The 19,739-nt window shown below is 43.3% G+C and carries 22 protein-coding genes; 13 read left to right on the forward strand and 9 right to left on the reverse strand.

All coding sequences use genetic code 11. The annotated features are described in order from the left end of the window. From B3R63_RS13205 to rplS, 6 genes are all read left to right on the forward strand, one after another. Positions 1-486: a type IV pilin protein gene (locus tag B3R63_RS13205; protein WP_265768546.1), complete on the forward strand. Its 486-nt coding sequence runs from the start codon at positions 1-3 to the stop codon at positions 484-486. After that, on the forward strand, positions 480-941 hold the full coding sequence (locus B3R63_RS13210; RefSeq protein WP_286731797.1) for a type IV pilin protein: 462 nt from the start codon (positions 480-482) through the stop codon (positions 939-941). The genes B3R63_RS13205 and B3R63_RS13210 overlap by 7 nt, the downstream gene beginning before the upstream one ends. A gap of 143 nt (positions 942-1,084) precedes the next feature. Further along, complete coding sequence (gene rpsP, locus B3R63_RS13215) at positions 1,085-1,342, forward strand: 30S ribosomal protein S16 (protein ID WP_005018185.1); 258 nt, start codon at positions 1,085-1,087, stop codon at positions 1,340-1,342. A gap of 20 nt (positions 1,343-1,362) precedes the next feature. Continuing rightward, the gene (gene rimM / locus B3R63_RS13220; protein WP_005404607.1) at positions 1,363-1,911 is read left to right on the forward strand and encodes a ribosome maturation factor RimM; all 549 of its coding nucleotides are present in this window, start codon (positions 1,363-1,365) and stop codon (positions 1,909-1,911) included. A gap of 43 nt (positions 1,912-1,954) precedes the next feature. Next, positions 1,955-2,704: a tRNA (guanosine(37)-N1)-methyltransferase TrmD gene (trmD, locus tag B3R63_RS13225; RefSeq protein WP_248085130.1), complete on the forward strand. Its 750-nt coding sequence runs from the start codon at positions 1,955-1,957 to the stop codon at positions 2,702-2,704. 174 nt (positions 2,705-2,878) lie between these two features. Further along, complete coding sequence (rplS, locus tag B3R63_RS13230) at positions 2,879-3,253, forward strand: 50S ribosomal protein L19 (protein WP_005024307.1); 375 nt, start codon at positions 2,879-2,881, stop codon at positions 3,251-3,253. A gap of 59 nt (positions 3,254-3,312) precedes the next feature. Here the strand turns inward: rplS and B3R63_RS13235 are convergent, their stop codons facing one another. From B3R63_RS13235 to B3R63_RS13245, 3 genes are all read right to left on the reverse strand, one after another. After that, positions 3,313-4,284: a lipase family alpha/beta hydrolase gene (locus B3R63_RS13235; protein ID WP_286731804.1), complete on the reverse strand. Its 972-nt coding sequence runs from the start codon at positions 4,282-4,284 to the stop codon at positions 3,313-3,315. Between the two features lie 101 nt (positions 4,285-4,385). After that, positions 4,386-5,330, reverse strand: a complete 945-nt coding sequence (locus B3R63_RS13240) for an esterase/lipase family protein (RefSeq protein ID WP_422652248.1) — start codon at positions 5,328-5,330, stop codon at positions 4,386-4,388. 470 nt (positions 5,331-5,800) lie between these two features. Further along, on the reverse strand, positions 5,801-6,829 hold the full coding sequence (locus B3R63_RS13245; protein WP_286731810.1) for a lipase secretion chaperone: 1,029 nt from the start codon (positions 6,827-6,829) through the stop codon (positions 5,801-5,803). A gap of 149 nt (positions 6,830-6,978) precedes the next feature. On the opposite strand from B3R63_RS13245, the gene truB reads away from it, so the two are divergent. From truB to B3R63_RS13260, 3 genes are all read left to right on the forward strand, one after another. Next, a complete protein-coding gene (gene truB, locus B3R63_RS13250; RefSeq protein ID WP_026056638.1) occupies positions 6,979-7,884 on the forward strand; it encodes a tRNA pseudouridine(55) synthase TruB in 906 nt (301 codons plus the stop codon). Between the two features lie 37 nt (positions 7,885-7,921). Beyond that, a complete protein-coding gene (locus tag B3R63_RS13255; protein ID WP_286731811.1) occupies positions 7,922-8,698 on the forward strand; it encodes a sulfite exporter TauE/SafE family protein in 777 nt (258 codons plus the stop codon). 192 nt (positions 8,699-8,890) lie between these two features. Further along, positions 8,891-9,346 carry a hemerythrin domain-containing protein gene (locus B3R63_RS13260; protein ID WP_151984571.1) on the forward strand — a complete coding sequence of 152 codons (456 nt, stop codon included), beginning with the start codon at positions 8,891-8,893 and terminating at the stop codon, positions 9,344-9,346. A gap of 47 nt (positions 9,347-9,393) precedes the next feature. Here B3R63_RS13260 and B3R63_RS13265 read toward each other — a convergent pair whose 3' ends face one another. The 3 genes from B3R63_RS13265 to serA all read right to left on the reverse strand — a co-directional run bounded on the left by B3R63_RS13265 (position 9,394) and on the right by serA (position 12,616). Beyond that, positions 9,394-10,275, reverse strand: coding sequence for an EamA family transporter (locus tag B3R63_RS13265; protein ID WP_026056639.1), 882 nt, complete (start codon positions 10,273-10,275; stop codon positions 9,394-9,396). Between the two features lie 95 nt (positions 10,276-10,370). Further along, positions 10,371-11,276 carry an EamA family transporter gene (locus B3R63_RS13270; RefSeq protein WP_111282459.1) on the reverse strand — a complete coding sequence of 302 codons (906 nt, stop codon included), beginning with the start codon at positions 11,274-11,276 and terminating at the stop codon, positions 10,371-10,373. 107 nt (positions 11,277-11,383) lie between these two features. Next, positions 11,384-12,616 carry a phosphoglycerate dehydrogenase gene (gene serA, locus B3R63_RS13275; protein ID WP_286731816.1) on the reverse strand — a complete coding sequence of 411 codons (1,233 nt, stop codon included), beginning with the start codon at positions 12,614-12,616 and terminating at the stop codon, positions 11,384-11,386. 400 nt (positions 12,617-13,016) lie between these two features. Between serA and B3R63_RS13280 the strand changes: the two genes are divergently transcribed. From B3R63_RS13280 to B3R63_RS13290, 3 genes are all read left to right on the forward strand, one after another. After that, positions 13,017-14,426: an FAD-binding oxidoreductase gene (locus B3R63_RS13280; protein WP_075040494.1), complete on the forward strand. Its 1,410-nt coding sequence runs from the start codon at positions 13,017-13,019 to the stop codon at positions 14,424-14,426. Positions 14,427-14,504: 78 nt separating this feature from the next. Continuing rightward, positions 14,505-14,870, forward strand: a complete 366-nt coding sequence (locus B3R63_RS13285; protein ID WP_286731820.1) for a hypothetical protein — start codon at positions 14,505-14,507, stop codon at positions 14,868-14,870. 408 nt (positions 14,871-15,278) lie between these two features. Then, the gene (locus B3R63_RS13290) at positions 15,279-16,508 is read left to right on the forward strand and encodes an MFS transporter (protein ID WP_034669866.1); all 1,230 of its coding nucleotides are present in this window, start codon (positions 15,279-15,281) and stop codon (positions 16,506-16,508) included. A 74-nt stretch (positions 16,509-16,582) separates the two neighbouring features. On the opposite strand, the gene sodC is transcribed toward B3R63_RS13290, so the two are convergent. The 3 genes from sodC to B3R63_RS13305 form a co-directional block, all read right to left on the reverse strand. After that, a complete protein-coding gene (sodC, locus tag B3R63_RS13295) occupies positions 16,583-17,131 on the reverse strand; it encodes a superoxide dismutase family protein (RefSeq protein ID WP_005018214.1) in 549 nt (182 codons plus the stop codon). Positions 17,132-17,240: 109 nt separating this feature from the next. Continuing rightward, positions 17,241-18,359: an AI-2E family transporter gene (locus B3R63_RS13300; protein ID WP_005024339.1), complete on the reverse strand. Its 1,119-nt coding sequence runs from the start codon at positions 18,357-18,359 to the stop codon at positions 17,241-17,243. 127 nt (positions 18,360-18,486) lie between these two features. Continuing rightward, positions 18,487-19,131: a ParA family protein gene (locus tag B3R63_RS13305; protein ID WP_034671866.1), complete on the reverse strand. Its 645-nt coding sequence runs from the start codon at positions 19,129-19,131 to the stop codon at positions 18,487-18,489. Between the two features lie 123 nt (positions 19,132-19,254). Here B3R63_RS13305 and B3R63_RS13310 point away from each other — a divergent pair, with 123 nt between their 5' ends. Continuing rightward, the gene (locus B3R63_RS13310) at positions 19,255-19,725 is read left to right on the forward strand and encodes a Holliday junction resolvase-like protein (protein WP_286731826.1); all 471 of its coding nucleotides are present in this window, start codon (positions 19,255-19,257) and stop codon (positions 19,723-19,725) included. Positions 19,726-19,739: the final 14 nt, after the last annotated feature.

Genomic DNA, 19,739 nt, shown 5'->3' on the forward strand with positions numbered 1-19,739 from the left:
ATGCAGAAGAAATCCTTGAGGTTTATAAAAGGTTTTACACTTGTTGAGCTTATGGTTGTAGTTGCAATTGTGGCAATCTTCGCAGCAGTTGCTCTACCAAGCTATCAAGAGTATACACGTCGCGCTGTCGCATCTCAGGCCCAACAGGAAATACAACGTCTTGCCACCCAGCTGGAAAGAAATAGAGCCAGAAACTTTAATTATAAAGGTTTTTCTACTACGCCAGATCCTGTGGTTATACCAGTCGGTGCCACAGATGCTGCTATAAAGTATACTATTACAGTCCGTGATGGAGCAGACCCTTCTTTGGCTCTTACTAATATTGGAGCAGCTGGCCAGAGCTGGGCTATACGTGCAGTATCAAATGACAGTAAAAACTATAATTTTTTGCAAACAAGCACCGGGTTGAAATGTAAAAATAAAGCAGCAAATTTAGTCACTTTTACTACATGTGGAACAGAAGTAACAGGAAGTGAAGCATGGTAAATAAAATAAAAGGCTTTTCTCTTATTGAGCTTATGATTGTGGTAACTATAATAGCGATCTTGGCCGCTATAGCTTATCCCTCATACCAAGAGTATATAAGAAAAACTAAAAGGGTTGAAACTCAAAGCGAAATGTTGGCGATAGGGAATTTATTACAGCGCTATAAAATTGCTAACTTTACTTTTTTAAAATCAGATGGTACGCCTATTTCTCTAGCAGACTTGGGTCGAAGCTCAGTAAGTCCTGAACAAGGGCAAGCTCTTTATAATCTGGCTTTATCAAATGTAACAGCGGGGACATGGACCTTAACAGCTATTCCTATAAGCGATACCACCCAGTTTGGTGATGGTCACTTGGTTCTAAATCATCGCGGAGAAAAATGCTGGACTAAAGGAAGTGACAAAGGAGGAAGTGCTTGTGTTCCTTCTATCACTTCCAACTGGGACGGCCGCTAACTTAAATTCAAAATTGCGGATAAATAGTTTTTGATCTTTCATTCAGGGTAAACTTCGCGTAAAATATTGCCCTCTATGAAAGGGGTTTGAAACGTATCGATGGTCGGTACAGGGATAATCCGTAAAAACTATAAGGTTCTATCATGGTTGTTATTCGTCTTGCACGCGGTGGTGCTAAAAAACGTCCGTTCTATCAAATCATTGTGACTGATAGCCGTAATGCACGTGACGGTCGTTTCATCGAACGTATCGGTTTCTTCAACCCTACAGCTCAAGGTAAAGCAGAAAAACTTCGTTTAGATGCTGACCGTTTTGCTCACTGGGTTTCTCAAGGTGCTCAACCTTCTGAACGTGTTGCTTCTTTGGCTGCTCAAGCTAAAAAAGCTGCAACTGCTGCTTAATTTCAGGTAGTAGTTAGCCCATGACACCAACACAGAATGTTCCCGAAGATCGTATTCAGATTGGACAGTTACGTTCAGCATATGGATTAAATGGGTGGCTCTGGGTCTATTCCAATACAGAACCCATGAGTAATATATTTGACTATCTGCCTTGGTACATTGAAACCAAAGCAGGTTGGCAAATTGTCGATGTAAAACGTTGGAAACCGCATGGCAAAGGCTTGGTTGTAAGCTTAAAAGGTGTGAGTGATCGTACCGCAGCAGACAATCTGGTTGGCGCAAATATCTGGATTTCAAAATCGCAACTGCCACAACCAGGTGTGGATGAGTATTACTGGTCAGATTTAAAAGGACTCACTGTGCTGGGTCTGGATGAAGAAGAGCAGGAAGTTAATCTCGGACAAATTCATGAGCTGTTTGAAACAGGTGCCAATGACGTGATGGTGGTACGCGCGACCACTGACAGTGTTGACGGCGAAGAGCGAATGATTCCATGGCATAAAGATGTGGTACAGCGGGTTGATCTCGAAACTGGTCGTATTTACGTGAATTGGGGCGTAGATTTTTAATTCTGTTTAGGATTAACGCAGCAGGAAAATAGAGGAGTCTGTGATGTTTTTTGCAGTCATTACGATTTTTCCTGAAATGTTTGAAGCGATTACAAGTTTTGGGATTAGCAGGCGTGCAGCAAAACGCGATTTAATGCAAATTCATTGTATTAATCCACGCGAATTTGCTGAAGGGAATTACAAACGGGTGGATGAACGTCCATTTGGTGGAGGTCCCGGTATGGTGATGATGGCTGAGCCTCTGGCAAAAGCAATTCATCATGCCAAAGAGCTTGCTGTGCAGTCAGGTGCAGTTCATGTTCCTGTGGTATATATGTCGCCACAGGGAAAAACCCTAAATGAGACTGCGGTACAGGATTTCGTTCAATATGACGGACTGATTGTACTGTGTGGCCGTTATGAAGGGGTTGATGAACGTCTGATCCAGAAATATGTTGATCAGGAATGGTCAATTGGTGATTACGTGTTATCGGGTGGTGAACTGCCGGCGATGGTTTTATTAGACAGTATTATCCGGAGGCTTCCGGGTGCGATGTCTGATGAGCAATCTCATGTGCAAGACTCTTTTGTGGATGGTCTGTTAGACTGCCCGCAATATACCAAGCCAGACCATTTTGAGGGAATGGATGTTCCAGAGATTTTAAAATCGGGACATCATGCCAATATTGAAAAATGGCGGTTTTTGCAGCGCTATCAACGTACTTTAGAACGCCGGCCCGAGCTGGTAGAAAAAGTTGAATTGACCAAGCAGCAAAAGAAATGGCTACAAGATTCGCAAAGACAGGCCAAATAACAGGTATTGTCCAAGCATATATACTACAGGCAGTTTGCCTGAAGTATTTCAATAGGCTCTTTATGCATTGAAGCGGTCAAGCATAAAGGGAAAGTCAATCGGGTTTATGCGTTTTAGCCTCTATACCCAGCGATGATCAGACCTCTTCTGACTCGCGCATATTGGAGATACCCCATGAGCGGTAAGCATCCTTTAGTACAAGCTGTAGAAAATGCTCAGCTTAAACAAGACATCCCGGCTTTTGCACCAGGTGACACAGTAGTTGTCCAGGTAAAAGTAAAAGAGGGCGACCGTGAACGTCTACAGGCATTCGAAGGCGTAGTAATTGCTAAGAAAAACCGTGGTCTGAACTCTGCGTTCACAGTACGTAAAATTTCTAGCGGTGTTGGTGTTGAGCGTGTATTCCAAACTCACTCTCCAATCGTTGCTCGTATTGATGTGAAACGTCGCGGTGCTGTACGTCGTGCTAAACTTTACTACCTGCGCGATCTGTCTGGTAAAGCTGCACGTATCCGTGAAAAACTTCCAGCTCGTAAAACTGAAGCTTAATCAGTTTTGTACAGCTAAAAAATGCGCCTTCTGGCGCATTTTTTATAATTAATAATATATTATAATCCCTGAAGTTTTAGGCGATTGGCATGCTGCCGGTAAACATCTACAGGGTCAGGTGCAAATACATCTCTTAAACCTAAAACCTGATTCACTTCATCTAAATGATTCCAGTGATAGTTATCACGGATTGTTTTACCAAAACGGGCGCTACAGCGTGAAACCAGCCCATCATTATCTTTACCCTGGTCAATCAGTAGACTGGTGGCCTTTAATGCCGAGTCTGGATCAAGGGCATTGGTAATAGCTCCTACGCCTGTAAATGAATAAAAATAGATGCCTTTTTGCTGATACGGGCCCTCACCACAGCTCGTGGTAGGCATACCAAGTGGAAATTTGCTGTTAAATTGGGCTGAGCCTTTCAGGCTTAAGCTGTTGCCACCTGCCAAGGCATCATGTGGATAACTATTGGGATCAAGTCCTTGAGCCCAGGTAATCATTTTTGAAACCAGATTGACTACGCCCACCAGGGGTGCCTCCACGACTGTACCTTCAGCCTTTAAAATCAGGTCAGCTACCGGTGAACCTTTATTAGGTGCCCCGACTGCTGTCAATGAGGCCACACGTTCAGGTAATACTCCGGCAACATAACGGATGGTAGGACCACCATGAGAGTGTCCGACCAAATTCACCTTTTGTGCGCCTGTCAGAGCCAGAATTTCTTCGACCTGCTGCGCAAGCTGCTCTCCCCGTACTTCAGTAGAGTTTAAAGGTGACACCCGGGTTGCCCACGTATTTGCTCCATTACGTGCCAGATCTGGCAAAATCTGATAAAAATAGTCGAGACCGAACTGGTCTGTACCAATACTGATAAAACCTGCCATACCATGATTGAATACGATTGGATATTTAGTTTTAGCATAGTTTGAAACGATCAGTCTGGTCGTAGCCTGTTCAGCGCTGGTTGCCGCTTGTGCTGTTAAAGCTACTGAGACAAAAAATATAGCAAGAATGAATCGTCCGTATTTCATAATAATCCTCAATTTTTTTATTTTGATACTGATTTGATTCTTAATGGGTCATCCATCTGATGATGTAACTGACCAGAGAGAAAGTGCTGTTCAGTCAGCTTTTATAAACCCTCAAGTTTTAAACGATTGGCATGCTGACGAAACAGTGCTACTGGATCAGGCGCAAAGCGACCTGTTAAGCCAAACATTATATTGGCAAGGTCTGTATGATTCAGGTTGTAGTTATCCCGAACCACAAGGCCAATATGGGTGCTACAGCGTGCAACCATTCCGTCATTGTCTTTGTTGCCATAGGACAGTGGTCCTAATTGCATCAGGATGCTGTCAATATCCAGTAAATTAGTTGTTTGTGCTGTACCGGTCCAGGAATAGTAATGAATTCCTCGATCTACTTTAGTACCTTGCCGGTTACAGTCAGAGGCTAAGGCAGAGGTTGGGAAGCGCCGGTTGAAATCGGCCGATCCTGTTTCAGTAAGGGATTTCATTGAGCCATCAAAATCAATGGGCAAGTCAAACTGCAACTGTGCCAATGAAATCAGAGGCGCGATTAGATAGTCACCGACAATATTAAATACGGTCCGGGTTGCTGTATTATTCTGGATATCATCTGCTACCTTTGAACCACGAAATGTTCCACCTACGCCAGTAACCGAGGCAACATATTGTGGTTTGATGGCGGCTACATAACGTGCCGTAGGTCCGCCATGCGAGTGACCAATCAGATTGACTTTATGCTGGCCAGTAATGGCCAATACATCTTCGACCTGACTCAGCAGCTGTTCGCCACGTATTTCAGTAGTGTTGGCCGGCGAGAGTTGAGCGGCAAATACAGTTGAGCCATTACGCGCCATATCTGGCAGAATCTGATACCAGTAATCAATATTAAAGCTTGAGTTGCCAATTCTAGACCAGCCTAACCAGCCATGAGTCATCACAATTGGATATCTGGTCTTGGCATAATCTGATAATGCTTTTTCCTGAACCTGTAATATCGCAGGTTTGGTATGCGCTATTGTGGTCAGGGACGTGATGCTAGCTAATAGCATAGCAGCACTGAGTATTTTTATTTTTTTACTCGTATAATCCATAATCTATCCTTAATTTTGTTTCTTTTTTTATTTATGACTTAGCAACACCTGTTTTAGTTTTTCCTCCCTGATGTGATGAAATAATAAAGTCCAATTTAGATATAGCTATCTACCTCCCTGATGAACTGGTTTTTCTATTTTTCAGTTATCTCATGCAAATAAGCAGAGTATTTAAAGTGCCGAGTAATTACTGATCTTCTTTAAATGGCTGTTGAATTAATATACATTTTCTGGAATTTTAGGATAAAAGTTTTGGTTAATTTTTGTACTCTGATATTTATGCCTGAACATTGTATTTGGCCTGTTGCGCATAAAAATTTTCCTGTTTATAAAATGCTGGACTAAATTGCTCAACTCACTGTTTACCTTGTTCATCAAGCAGAACTGTTGTTGAGCTATACTGATAGATGAGTAATCCATACATTAGATTAGTTGGCAAAAGGCAGCTTGCCACCCTGGTCATGTACAGTTTCAAAGGTTTCAACCCGTAACTGCTCTTGTGCATTATTAAAATATTGCTGGCGCAGCTGCTGTATTGCCTGGTCTTTCGCTGCCTCGCCCATCCCGCCTGTCTTAATATGATCGCGTGCGCTCAGATACTGGTTCACCCGGCTTTTCCAGTCGTCACGTTCAGTGTCCAGTCTTTCCAGACGCTGAGTTGCCTCTGGTCCCACCAGATTTAACCGCATCTGGCGTATCTCATCATTTGAACCACCGCGTGCCTGAATATCTGCGGTAAGTTTTCTTAAATCTTCGAGTTTATTAAGCTGCTCAAGATTATCCTGCCAGTCTTGTGGAAGCTGTTTGAACAGTTCTTTAAGTTTCTGTGCTTTCTCACTTTCAGACAGGTTTTTATCATCCAGAATATCCATGCGGTCCAGTGTATATTGATGATAAATATTTTCGGTTCCAAACAGGCCTTCTATTTCATAAGCCGAGAAAAACTGCTGACGTAAATTTTTCATCTTGTTAAAAATAGCGCGATAGTATTGTGTGCTGTCTCTGTCAGTACTTGAAGCCTGCAAGTCACCTAGAGCAATACGGTAGTCAATATAGCGGTTCCACAGGTCCAGAATCTGTGACTGTGCGGGGTCTTTATTAACTGACTGAATATAGGACTTAAAATCGAGTTTGATCTGCTCAATATTTTTCTCACCATATTGTGTAATAAAATATTCAAAACAGTTACGGGTCTGTTCATTAATAATGAGGCGATTAGAAGAATCTAGCCGGAGCTGGCAGTTTATTTCAGTATCCTTTTGGCTTGGACTCAGGTAGGGAATACCTGCTTTAACCTGCGCCTGAGTTAGTGCGGTTTGTTGCGGTAACAGCCCGGAAGCCGCTGCTGGTCCAACTGGCTGTTTTATGTTTTTATCCTGAGGCATAAGCCAGAAAATCAGGCCTGCTACACAAATGATAACAATAGATAAAACCATCCATATTTTATATTTCTGCATTCCTATGCACCTGTAATGCTGTTCTATTTATTTTAATTTTTAGAATCGGGTTCAATATGCCATAAAATATTCTGGAACCTATAGAAAAGTTGTAAAAGGTGGGAACAGATTGATAACATGACGGCACTTACTCTAATCTGATTTTTCTCATGAAACGATCCTCATCCAAGATTCAGCGCCGCCCGGTTAACGGGGTTTTTTTATTGAATAAACCGCTGGGGATCAGTTCAAATGCAGCATTGCAAAAGGTACGTTGGCTGTATCGTGCTGAAAAAGCCGGGCACACTGGGGCACTCGACCCTTTGGCTTCAGGCCTGTTACCCATTTGTCTGGGTGAAGCCACCAAGTTTTCGCATTACCTGCTTGATTCAACCAAACGTTATCAGACCACTATACAGCTTGGGCACAGTACGACTACTGGTGATGTCGAAGGTGAAATACTTTTACAGGCCGAGATACCCGAACTGGACGAAGAGAGAATCCGGCAGGTACTGGCCCAGTTTAAAGGTAATATCGAGCAGGTGCCGCCGATGTATTCGGCTTTAAAAAAAGAGGGTCGTCCCTTATATGAGCTGGCACGTAAAGGTATTGAAATTGAACGTGAAGCACGGCCAGTGAGTATTTATGCGATTGAATTACTGTCATTTACGGCGCAGAGTATTACGCTGGATATAACCTGCTCTAAAGGAACTTATATTCGTGTACTGGGGGAAGATATTGCTCAGGCGCTCGGGAGTTATGGCCATCTGACTTATCTGCACCGTATAAAAACAGGGCCTTTCGACCTGATTCCTAGCTATACCATCGAATATTTGGAAAGTCTGAATGAAGCTGAACGTGAGGCACTATTATTACCAGTTTATGCGCCGGTTGACCATTTTCCTAAAATACAGGTACCAGAAGGACGAAGCGAGTATTTTAGCCGGGGTATGGAAAGTAATATCGAGCATATAGCAGAGACCCAAGTGCTGGTATTTGACGGTGAAAAATGTCTGGGTCTGGCAGAAATTACTGATAAGAAACGGCTGGTACCAAAAAGGGTGCTGAATCTCTGATTTACTGCAATATTAAACATTAAGGATAGATCTGGATATGGATATCGAAATTATTATCAGTCTGGTTTTTTTTGCCTTTTGTGCTGGCCTGATTGATGCTGCTGTTGGAGGCGGTGGCCTGATCCAGATTCCAGCACTGATGGGAACTTTCCCGCATTTGCCCCCAGCAACAATTTTCGGGACTAACAAGCTGGCGTCAATCGCAGGTACTGCTTCAGCTGCATTTTCCTACGCCAGACGGGTGCGTTTTGTCTGGAAGTTACTGGTGGTCATTGCCAGCTGTGCATTTGTCAGCAGTTTTATCGGGGCCGCCTGTGTATCGATGATTCCGGTTTCTGTATTACGTCCACTGGTACTACTTATGCTGATCATCATGGCGGTATATACTTTCATGAAAAAGCAGTTCGGCCAGGTGCATACTGAACGTCCGGTTAACTCCAGTTTCTTGTTAATGGCGGCACTCGGCAGTATTTTAATCGGATTCTATGATGGTATTTTTGGCCCTGGTACGGGTAGCTTCTTTATCTTCTTCTTCATCCGGTTTTTAAGCGTTGATTTTTTACATGCTTCTGCACTGTCTAAAATTGGTAATTTAATGACCAATCTGGCAGCTTTAAGTTTTTTTATTCCAACTGGTCATGTTCTGTTTGGTATTGGTTTAGGTATGACATTGGCCAATATTTTCGGGTCTTTAATGGGGGTTCGGTTGGCTTTAAAGTATGGAAGTGGCCTTATCCGGATTTTATTTTTAATTCTGGTGAGCATTCTGATTATACGCCTGACCTATCAGATGGTAACAGCAGGCTTCATGTAAAATAAAAAAGCACAGCGAATACAAGCTGATACAAAAACACGGTTTTTTAAAGACAAAGTGAAGCCTGCAAAAAAGCTAATATAAACAAACATTAAAGATAAGACTCTAATAAAATTATATCCAACTGGAAATATTTTGTACGGGTTGCATCATCACCTTAGCCAATGAATATTTTAGTGAAAGGGGAGCAGTATGAATATATTTGAAGCATTGCGCGAGAGCCATGAACGCCAGCGCGATCTTGCTGACCAGCTTTTAAAAACCCATGGAGACTCTCCAGAGCGCCGTAGTATATTTCAAGCACTTAAAAACGAGCTGTTCGCTCATGAAGTGGCTGAAGACCGCTTTTTTTATATTCCCTTAATGATGACTGATTCCGGTCTGGGTATTACTCGCCATGCTTTGGCTGAACATCATGAAATGGATGAAATGGTTGAAGAGCTCACCGAGCTGGATATGAGTAATACAGGCTGGCTGGCACTGGCAAAAAAACTGACTGAGACGGTTCATCACCATCTGACTGAAGAAGAACACCGTTTTTTTCAGCAGGCCGGTAAAATTCTGGATGAGCAGCAAAAAACTGTATTGGCAAAACAATATCTGAACGAATATGAACACTATAAGGAAATCAGTAAAACCATGCTGTAGTATCAGAAAAAGATGGCAAGAGCCATCTTTTTTAGTTTATTGGGCTTTTAGAAATCGGTGACCGGTTGGCGTGAACGTTTGCTGGTTCCTACCGTTACACCAACTGAGGCAAGCATAATGCAGCCAAGCGCGACCCACTGCCAGGTATTAATCTGTTCTTTTAACAGGACCATGCCAGCCAGCGCAGCCAGTGCAGGCGAGAGACTGGAGAGGGTACCATAGCTAAGTTTACTCAGGCTTTTCAGTGCCAGCAGATCCAGTGCATAAGGTATAGCGGTAGCCAATAAGGCAACCATAAGTACTTTACCCCAATGCTGGGTTTGCACTAGTGCAGGAGCATCCTGATATAATCCGATAGGCAAGAGTGCCAGTGCCGAGATAATAATGGCAATCGTCAATGCATGCATTCCAATATTTTGCTGTACTACTTTTTGACCAAAATAAATATAAATTGCCCAGCAGAAGCCGGCCCCCAGTGCACAGGCAGCTCCAAATACTGAAAAATTCTCGGCATTGGCACTGCCCCAAGGCACCATCAGTACAATTCCAATAATAGCCAGTAATACCCAGATGTAGTCGCTACGGTATTTGACCGACAATAAAGCCAAGCCTAGCGGTCCTGCAAACTCCAGCCCAACTGCAATACCTTGAGGAAGTTTATCTAGTGACAGATAAAACAGAATATTCATCAGGCCAAGTGATGCGCTATAGCAGAGCAGATCACGCCACCGTAAATAAGGCAGTCTTGAAATGATGCGCCAGGAACGAAACATGAGAGTTACGAGTACAGCGGCAAAACATAGCCTTAAAATAGTTACAGTCAGCGGATCCAGAACTGAAAAAAGCTGTTTGGCAAAGGATGCACTGATCTGATAGGAAATCATGGATAAAACCATGAATAGCACAGCAAGCAAAGATGAGTTTGACATAGGCGCGCGTGATCAGAGCATTTACCCAGATCATAAAGAAAGAGATAGAGTCTATTATAACCAAAGCCCGGATAAATAGAGCTGAGAAAAAATACCTAGTTTGAAGAAGCCGAAGAATCTTTAGCTTGGGCGCGCAGGCGCGCGCGTTGAGTTGTTACTGTACAGCCAATTGAAGCAGCAATAATAGTTGCCAATGCGAGCCACTGGCTCCAGAGCAGCTGTTCACCCAGAAATAAAAAACCTGAAAATGCAGCAATCGCAGGTTCCAGACTCATTAAAGTACCAAAGCTAAGTGCAGTCAGATTACGTAGTGCAATCATTTCTAGAGAAAAAGGCAAGGCACTGGCCAGTATGGCAAGGACAATAAAAGAACCTATATGAGGTAATTCAAATGCGCTAAGAGTGGCGGGTGTAAACAGTAAAGCGGCTGGAAGCAAACAGCATGTGCCGACCATCATGCCCAGGCAGACCGTATGATTCCCTGAAATACCCGAAGGTTTTTGCCCGGCAATAATATAGACAGCCCAACAGGCGCCGGCTCCTAATGCATAAGCTACACCTAACAGATCAAGTGACTGCTGCGTTTCATTTAAGGGTAGAAGTAATAAAAGGCCTAATACCGCAAGGCCGATCCAGATAAAATCATAGCGCTGACGGGCAAAAAACAGAGCTACACTCAAAGGGCCAATAAACTCAAAAGCGACTGCAATCCCTAATGGTAACCGGGCTATAGATAAATAAAACAGCAAGTTCATGCCAGCTAGTGCCAGTCCATAACTCAAGATGGCTTTCCAGCGGATATTCCTGAGATTAATTTTCCAGATTTGAAACACTGCAGCCAGAATGAGTGCACTAAACATTAAACGCAGTGCTGCTACAGTAATGACCGGAAACTCACTGATCAGTACTTTGGCAAATGATCCGCTACCCTGTACTGAAAGCATTGCCAGTATAAGAAGCAAAAGAGCTTGTAAATGCGGTGCCTGTTTTATATTAAGCATGAAAAAAGATTGGATTAATCAAAAGGATAATATCAGGTTCACTATAGGACTGGCACAAAGAAAAAGCCACAACCTCACGGTTGTGGCTTTGTCAGTATTTGTACGGATCAGAACAGTACACGAACGCGGATTGTACCTTCTACTTGATGCAGAGTATCGAGTGCTTCTTGAGATGCGGAAGCATCTACATCCATCACCAGATAACCTACGTCACCTTTAGTCATTAATGACTGGCCCGAGATATTAATATTATGCTCGGCAAACAAAGTATTGATTTTTGAAAGTACGCCAGGCATGTTCTTGTGAATGTGTAGCAGACGGTGTTTGCCTTCGGTCAGCGGTAAGGCAATTTCCGGGAAATTAACTGCAGAAAGTGTCATACCTTTATCAGAATAGGCCACAAATTTTTCAGCTACTTCCAAACCGATATTTGCCTGTGCTTCCATGGTAGAGCCACCAACATGTGGTGTCAGGATCACATTATCAAGACCACGCAGTGGAGAGACGAACTCTTCCCCATTTGCTTTTGGCTCTTTCGGGAATACGTCCACAGCAGCGCCAGCAATATGGCCAGATTTAATAGCATCGGCTAGATCTTCAATCACTACACAGGTACCGCGTGCTGCATTTAAGAAGATTGAACCCGGCTTCATTTTTGCAAGCTGTTCTTTTGTAAAGAAATTACGGGTAGATGGAACGTCTGGTACATGTAGAGACACTACATCAGCAGTTGCAAGCAACTCATCTAAAGAGCCTATCTGACGGGCATTACCCATAGGCAGTTTAGTTACTACATCATAATAAATAACTTGCATGCCCAGGCTTTCAGCCAGAACAGAGAGCTGTGAACCAATTGAGCCGTAACCCACAATACCTAAAGTTTTGCCACGTGTTTCAAATGAACCGTTGGCAGATTTATTCCAGCCACCACGATGACAGGAAGCAGATTTCTCAGGCACACCACGAAGCAGCAGAATGGTTTCTGCCAGTACCAGCTCTGCTACAGAACGGGTATTTGAATAAGGTGCATTAAATACCGGAATACCACGTTCCATTGCTGCTTTTAGGTCAACCTGGTTGGTACCGATACAAAAACAGCCAACCGCGATAAGCTTGTTGGCTGCTTGGAAAATCTCTTCGGTCAACTGCGTGCGAGAACGTATACCGATAAAGTGGGCATCTCTGATCGCTTCCTTGAGCGCTTCGCCTTCAAGCGCAGTCTTGCGATAGTCAATGTTGGTATAACCTGCAGCATTTAAAGTGTCGATCGCGTTTTGGTGAACGCCTTCTAGCAACAAGAAACGAATTTTATCTTTAGGAAGTGAAAGGTGTTGGCTCATTACCGCTCCGCTACAAAGGCCAAATTTAGTGGCAGTATGATAACATATTGGTCGCCCTATAGACATTTGCTTTATGACTGCCTCAGTGGATATTTTCCTGCTTTATGGTCGCTAGGCTGGTTTTATAAAACGCCAGCATGCCAAACATAACCTGAAAACCTGCTGTATTTATATATATGGTGTTGTGACAGTATATTTTTAGCATGCTTTATCCCGACCTGACTTAGGGGTAAAATGTAAGCGCTTTTAATACCGAAATGAAAAAATTTCACGGTTTTTTCATCTTGTCCAAAGCAGTGCTTCTATTTCATGATTAGATTGGTTTTCTTTAAATTCTATTGGAAATGAAGCTTCTATAGTGCCGCACTTCTAATCTATTTCTTGCTAGGTCCGCAAAACGATGAATGCTCCAGTTACTTTAGCACCTGAATTATTGACCCAACTTTCTGCAATTGTTGGGGAAAACCGTATTAAAACCGATGCTGCCAGTCTGGATGCCTGGGGCAGGGACTATACCAAGCATTTTGAACCTAACCCGTCAGTCATCGTTTTTCCATCCAGTACAGAGCAGGTTCAGCAAGTCGTCAAGCTGGCCAATCAGTTTAATATTGCGATTACCCCTTCAGGGGGGCGTACCGGGCTCTCTGCTGGAGCAGTAGCAGCCAATGGTGAAATCGTGGTGAGCTTGGATAAAATGAACCAGGTACTGGAATTTTTTCCGGCAGACCGGATGGTACGGGTACAGGCGGGTATTGTAACCGAGCAGTTGCAGTCTTATGCAGAAGAACAGGGGATGTACTATCCGGTTGATTTTGCTTCTTCAGGTTCATCTCAAATTGGCGGCAATATCGGTACCAATGCAGGCGGTATTAAGGTTATTAAATATGGCATGACTCGTAACTGGGTGTTGGGCCTGACTGTAGTAACTGGTAAAGGTGATATTTTACGCCTGAACAAAGGTATGATTAAAAATGCAACCGGGTATGCCTTGCAACATCTGTTTATTGGTGGAGAAGGTACATTGGGGCTGGTAACTGAAGCTGAAATCAAGCTGGAACGTCAGCCACAAGACTTACAGGTCATGGTACTGGGTGTGCCAGATTTTGATGCGATCATGCCTATTCTGCATGCGTTCCAGAGCAAGATCGATCTGACAGCATTTGAGTTCTTTGGTGAACTGGCAATGCAGAAAGTGCTAGCCCATGGTCATGTACAGCGTCCATTTGAAAGCCAGTGCCCATTTTATGTTCTGCTTGAGTTTGAAGCACCTTATGAGCCAATCATGGATAAGGCAATGGAAATCTTTGAACATTGCATGGAGCAGGGCTGGGTACTTGATGGTGTGATGAGTCAGACTCTGGACCAGGCACAAAATCTATGGCGTCTGCGTGAAGATATTTCCGAGTCAATTGCTCCATTTACTCCCTATAAAAATGATATTTCAGTATTGATCACGCATGTACCGGCGTTTATTAAGGAAATTGATGCAATTGTTCAGGCCAATTATCCAGATTTTGAAATCTGCTGGTTTGGGCATATTGGCGATGGCAATCTGCACCTGAATATTTTAAAACCTGAAAATCTGAGTAAAGACGAGTTCTTTGCCAAATGCCAAGTCGTTAACAAATATGTATTTGAGACCGTGAAAAAATATGATGGCTCAATTTCTGCCGAGCATGGGGTTGGAATGACCAAAAAGCCTTATCTCGACTATAGCCGTTCTGCTGAAGAGATTGAATATATGAAGGCACTTAAAAAAGTATTTGATCCGAATGGTATTATGAATCCGGGCAAACTGTTTGATCTTTAAGGCTACATAGCTTTAATAGTGTAAACAAAAAAAGCGTAGCACAATGGCTACGCTTTTTTTGCTGAAGGGGAATATGCAATGTTAAGAGTTTTTATTTTATCTTCGCTGTTACTGGGCGTGATGAGTGGCTGCGCTACAACCAGCAAGCTCATGAACTTTAAGTCTGATACACCTATACAGCAAGTTTTACAGGAGCGTCCCGAGCTGCTCAAAGATCTTGCTACAGTAGAAATACGCCAGTTTTTTAATAATATTGAGCGTCCAACAGCAGCTCAGGTAAAGGTTACTGAAACTGGCTTAAAAGATGATTCGGTCCGTTCTGTTCGTACTATTTATAGTTTCAAACATATTGAAAATAACTGGAAACTGGTAAATACCCAACGCTCATACCAGTGCAGGCGTGGTAAAAATACCAAGTCTTTTCAGGCTGCTCAGTGTCCCTGAAAATATATAACTGATGTATAGGGATAATTCGGCTAAAAGTGGATCTGCTCGATATAGCCTTATTTTCTGTAATGGGTGGATCACTGTAAAAAATATAATTATTTCTTTTTCTTAAAAGAAGACTGCTACACATAAATTCTGCGGCTGTAAAATTCACAGTATTTAAGATTATTCTCTGTTAGACTATACTGACTTGACCAAGTGGGTGTACTTGGTGAAGTCATAAAATCTCACATCATTATTTTTATCTTGCTAGACACTTTGTGAATACAGTGTTCTAAGTCGCTGCTCTCAAGCGCATTTTCTAAAACTTAATTTTTGAATACTTAGTGCTTGTCATTGGGCTGACGTTTATCTCCCTAAAAATGATACTCAGCCTTACAAGCCGATAAAGATATGTAGATAACAATGCAAAATATTCAAACCACCACATTGAGCCGCGCTACGCTCATGTTCCCATTGGCTTTGGTCCTGTTCGAATTTTCAGTGTATATCGGCAATGATCTGGTCCAGCCGGCAATGCTTGCTATTACTAGAGACTTCGGAGTCAGCAGTAGCTGGGCACCTTCTTCAATGTCATTTTATCTATTGGGTGGCGCCTGTGTTGCATGGCTTTTAGGGCCACTTTCAGACCGTCTTGGCCGCAAAAAAGTTCTACTCTCTGGAGTATTATTCTTTGTAGTGTGCTGCCTGCTGATTTTATTGACGCAACGTATTGAAACTTTCCTGGCCCTGCGTTTTTTACAGGGCATTGGCCTGACGGTAATTACCGCAGTAGGCTATGCTGCTATTCAGGAAACTTTTGAAGAGCGTGACGCGATTAAGGTCATGGCACTCATGGCCAATATCTCCTTGCTGGCACCTTTGCTTGGCCCTATTTTAGGTGCTTTTTTAATTGACCATGTTTCTTGGCACTGGGGTTTTATCGGTATTGCCCTGCTGGCATTTTTAAGCTGGTTTGGTCTGAAAGCTAAAATGCCGGAGTATAAGCAGAGTATTCCTAAACAGCCGATCAGCTATATTCTTTATGATTTCAAAAAGGTTTATCAGGATAAACATTTTTTAGGCTTGACACTCGCTTTACCAATGGTCAGCATGCCGCTGATGTTATGGATTGCACTCTCTCCAGTCATGCTGGTCGAAGAACTTGGACTCAGCAGTCTGCAATATGGCATGGCACAGTTTCCGGTACTTGGCGGTCTGATCCTGGGCAATATTGTACTGATTAAAGTGATCGACAAGCTGGCATTAGGAAAAACAGTAATTATAGGTCTGCCTATTATGCTATTCGGTACTTTTATCCTGCTTCTGGGCGTGATCTGGCCAGCATATTTTTTGTGGAGTCTGATCATTGGAATGACCTTGATCAGCTTTGGAGAGGGACTCAGCTTTTCTGTCCTTTACCGGTTTGCCCTGATGTCATCACAGGTTTCTAAGGGAACAGTTGCAGCCGCAGTATCAATGCTATTGATGTTCAGTTTTTTCATTATTATCGAGCTGGTTCGTATGCTTTACGAGCAGTTTCATTTATTGGGATACAGTCTGGCATGTCTTGTACTGATTGCGCTCTGGTTTACATTTCCACGGATGCTTTTAAATAAAGTGATGCAGCAGCGTCAGCAGCAGGATCTGAATTAAATACCCATTAAGTAGGCAATAAAAAATGTGGACATCTGTTGAGATGTCCACATTTTTTTTATAGGAGCTATATTCTATTTAATTACACCACAGGCAATGCGCTCACCACCACCACCAAGCGGTTTAGGGTGATCTGAATAGTTATCACCACCTGCATGTACCATGACCGAAAGTCCCTGGATCTGGCTCAAGGTCAGACGCGGTGCTAGCAAGGTCTGGTTAGCTTTCCCGTTGGAATCTACCGTAAGAGCGGGCAGGTCCCCCAGATGACCAGTGGTTGGAGTACCATGACCTGTACCTGTCGGGTTAAAATGTCCGCCAGCAGCCTGGGCGGCAGTCATTTTTCCGTCTTTCATCGCTGGTTCGCATGAGCCACGTTCATGGATATGGAAGCCATGCTGACCTGAAGGCAGACTAGACAGATTGGTCATGACTATAAGCCCCTGAGGACTGTCATGAAAGGTAACTGTACCGATTTTACTACCTACACCTTCAGGTGAAACAGCATGCACAGTAACGGTCTGCTGTTTGGCTGAATTGTGATGATCCATGGTAGTACAACCTACCGATACCGCCGCAGTCAGTGCACAAAGCGCGCTAACTTTAAATAGGGAGGGAAACATACAGTGCATCCTGATTGTGATTATTGTGCAGTCCAATTCAAGCAAAGCACTGTTCAATACACAATCAGCATTAAGTATGGTCTTGTATAAGTTTATTAACTTTAATCATTTACGGTGATTTCGGCGGCTCTTCATCATTTAAGATTTCATAGGCCAAAGAAGCATCCGGTACAGGCTCGGGTTCAGTGGTTTCATGCAGCCATTCACGCCAGATTGCCAGTATTACGGCTAAGATTACCGGACCAATGAATAGACCGACCAGGCCAAAACTGGCGACTCCACCTAGAACCCCAAACATGATAAGCAGGAAAGGAATTTGAGTCGCACCAGAGATTACCAGTGGTCGAATAACATTATCTGATGTACTGACAATACAGACACCCCATGCAAATACACCAATGGCTTCTACCGTCTGCCCCTGTGAAAATAGCCAGAGAGCAACCGAGCCATAGGCGACCGGTGTACCAAATGGAATTAATGCCAGCAAGAAAGTTGCAATAGTCAGGACCATCGGATTAGGCACCCCCGCCACTACATAACTTAAGCCAGCTAGGATTGCCTGAGCAATTGCAGTTAGACCTACACCATAAACTACGGCACGGGTAGTTTCTGAAATAGTGTCCATATAATGATGGATACGTGGCCCAATCACTTTTTCCATGGCTGTGCTGACCTGTCTTAGAATAGTCTGTCCGTCACGGTAAAAAAAGAATAAGGACATGATCGCAAAACAGAGTTTAATAATATTTTTGCTAATTTCATTCAGGACGAAACGGCCATAACCTAAATGACCTTGGATCCAGGCAGCTACATTTTGGGTAATGGACTGCGGGTCAGTATTTAGCTCTTTTAAGGTCCGGGTAACTTCTTTGCCAATGATAGGTAACTCGCGTATAAAATCAGGTACAGAAACATGACCGGAAAAAATCTGGCGTTGCAGCTCGTAATACAGGTTACGGCCTTCGTGCTGCAAAATGAAAATAGCAAAGGTCAGGGGAATACCAATGACCAGAATAATCAGAACAATCATGACAGACGCACTGATACTTGAACGCTGGCCGCACATCCGCTGGATAGACAGATAAAGTGGCCAGGTCATATAGGCGATAATTGCTGCCCAAAGGACCGGTACAATAAAGTATTTGAGCACATGGAAGCCCAAAAATACCAATATAAAAAACAGTCCAAATAACAAAACCCGCTGTAGGGTTGGAGCATATTGTTGCACTGATTTCTCTGATCTTTGATAGCCGATTAATCATATTAACCGAAAATACTCACCGGGGAAATGAATGCCGGGTGTAGGTCCGTGAATAAATTACACGATATAAAAAGAGCGGATAGCAGCTCAAAAATCAGAACCACTCGGTTGGATCTTCAATAATACTATCCAGAACCGGTTGCCACTGAGCTTGTAAAACCAGCAGATTTTTCTGATATTTATCAAATATAGCCAACCCCTGCATGGCCTGTTGGGCATAAGCTGAACGTTCTGCGATCCAGGCTACAGGTTCCTGTCCAACTTTTTGAAAAAAGCTCTGCATATCCTGCTGATTACTTTTTGGTGACTTGATCCGGTTTGCCAGCAGCAGAATTTTTACCTTGCCTTTTTGTATCCGCCTGATCTCTTGGAGATGTTTTAAAAAACGCCGGGTACTGTCAATATCAAAAAAAGAAGGTTGAAGCGGAACAATAATATGCTGGCTTTCACGGATCAGCTGTTCAGCATGTTCTCCACGTAATGCACCGGGCGCATCAATAATTAAATAGTCCAGGTCTGCGGGAGCTTCACCGATCTGTTTTTCTTTTCGCCAGTCTAGAGCAATAATTGGCGTGGCTGTTCCAGGTCGTAGCTTCAACCATTGTAAGGCTGACTTCTGGTGATCTGCATCTGCCAGCCCGACCCGATAACCTTTTTGGGAGAGTGCCGTGGCTAAAGTGATTGCTGCAATGGTTTTTCCACAGCCCCCTTTCTGGTTGGCAATCAATATTGTTTTCATTCACTTTAGTATAATGATCTATCTCTACCCTAGCTTAGCAGCTTTTTATGTGAGAAATGTGACACATGACAAAAGTTGTAGGACTCTATACATTACTATGCACATGAAATATGAGGAATATATATGTCAATCTGGATGGCCATGCTGATTGGTGCCTGCATCGGTGTGGTACTTGCCTCTTTCATTTTGTCAAATACACGTAATGGACGAATCAAGGCAGAATATGAACAGTATATTGCCGAGCTAGAACGTGAACACCAGAAGGCACTGACTCATGCACAAAAGCGCAGTGTAAACACTAGCCGTGCAGTCCTTAAGGGCAAAATGGCCGAACAGCTGGCTCCAATCCTGCCTGAGTTCCAGTATTTGCCGAGCGATGCCAAATTTTTAGGGGACCCGGTGGATTATGTAGTATTTGATGGCTATACCGACTTTCGTGATGGCGAAGGCCGAGCAGATGAAATTGAAGTAGTGCTGATTGATATTAAAAGTGGAAATGCACGCTTAACCAAAGGCCAGCAGGCAATTGCTCAGGCAATCCGTGACGGGCGGGTACGTTTTGAGACCGTGCGTATTGATTTTGATGAAGTATAGCGCTTAGACCCGCG

Origin of the sequence: Acinetobacter sp. UBA1297 (assembly GCF_002307755.1) — a bacterium.
Classification (GTDB): domain Bacteria; phylum Pseudomonadota; class Gammaproteobacteria; order Pseudomonadales; family Moraxellaceae; genus Acinetobacter; species Acinetobacter radioresistens.

Excerpts from the sequence above, each read along its gene's own strand:
- B3R63_RS13205 (WP_265768546.1), top strand. The coding sequence starts at position 1 with ATGCAGAAGAAATCCTTGAGGTTTATAAAAGGTTTTACACTTGTTGAG.
- B3R63_RS13210 (WP_286731797.1), top strand. The coding sequence starts at position 480 with ATGGTAAATAAAATAAAAGGCTTTTCTCTTATTGAGCTTATGATTGTG.
- rpsP (WP_005018185.1), top strand. The coding sequence starts at position 1,085 with ATGGTTGTTATTCGTCTTGCACGCGGTGGTGCTAAAAAACGTCCGTTC.
- rimM (WP_005404607.1), top strand. The coding sequence starts at position 1,363 with ATGACACCAACACAGAATGTTCCCGAAGATCGTATTCAGATTGGACAG.
- trmD (WP_248085130.1), top strand. The coding sequence starts at position 1,955 with ATGTTTTTTGCAGTCATTACGATTTTTCCTGAAATGTTTGAAGCGATT.
- rplS (WP_005024307.1), top strand. The coding sequence starts at position 2,879 with ATGAGCGGTAAGCATCCTTTAGTACAAGCTGTAGAAAATGCTCAGCTT.
- B3R63_RS13235 (WP_286731804.1), bottom strand. The coding sequence starts at position 4,284 with ATGAAATACGGACGATTCATTCTTGCTATATTTTTTGTCTCAGTAGCT.
- B3R63_RS13240 (WP_422652248.1), bottom strand. The coding sequence starts at position 5,330 with ATGCTATTAGCTAGCATCACGTCCCTGACCACAATAGCGCATACCAAA.
- B3R63_RS13245 (WP_286731810.1), bottom strand. The coding sequence starts at position 6,829 with ATGCAGAAATATAAAATATGGATGGTTTTATCTATTGTTATCATTTGT.
- truB (WP_026056638.1), top strand. The coding sequence starts at position 6,979 with ATGAAACGATCCTCATCCAAGATTCAGCGCCGCCCGGTTAACGGGGTT.
- B3R63_RS13255 (WP_286731811.1), top strand. The coding sequence starts at position 7,922 with ATGGATATCGAAATTATTATCAGTCTGGTTTTTTTTGCCTTTTGTGCT.
- B3R63_RS13260 (WP_151984571.1), top strand. The coding sequence starts at position 8,891 with ATGAATATATTTGAAGCATTGCGCGAGAGCCATGAACGCCAGCGCGAT.
- B3R63_RS13265 (WP_026056639.1), bottom strand. The coding sequence starts at position 10,275 with ATGTCAAACTCATCTTTGCTTGCTGTGCTATTCATGGTTTTATCCATG.
- B3R63_RS13270 (WP_111282459.1), bottom strand. The coding sequence starts at position 11,276 with ATGCTTAATATAAAACAGGCACCGCATTTACAAGCTCTTTTGCTTCTT.
- serA (WP_286731816.1), bottom strand. The coding sequence starts at position 12,616 with ATGAGCCAACACCTTTCACTTCCTAAAGATAAAATTCGTTTCTTGTTG.
- B3R63_RS13280 (WP_075040494.1), top strand. The coding sequence starts at position 13,017 with ATGAATGCTCCAGTTACTTTAGCACCTGAATTATTGACCCAACTTTCT.
- B3R63_RS13285 (WP_286731820.1), top strand. The coding sequence starts at position 14,505 with ATGTTAAGAGTTTTTATTTTATCTTCGCTGTTACTGGGCGTGATGAGT.
- B3R63_RS13290 (WP_034669866.1), top strand. The coding sequence starts at position 15,279 with ATGCAAAATATTCAAACCACCACATTGAGCCGCGCTACGCTCATGTTC.
- sodC (WP_005018214.1), bottom strand. The coding sequence starts at position 17,131 with ATGTTTCCCTCCCTATTTAAAGTTAGCGCGCTTTGTGCACTGACTGCG.
- B3R63_RS13305 (WP_034671866.1), bottom strand. The coding sequence starts at position 19,131 with ATGAAAACAATATTGATTGCCAACCAGAAAGGGGGCTGTGGAAAAACC.
- B3R63_RS13310 (WP_286731826.1), top strand. The coding sequence starts at position 19,255 with ATGTCAATCTGGATGGCCATGCTGATTGGTGCCTGCATCGGTGTGGTA.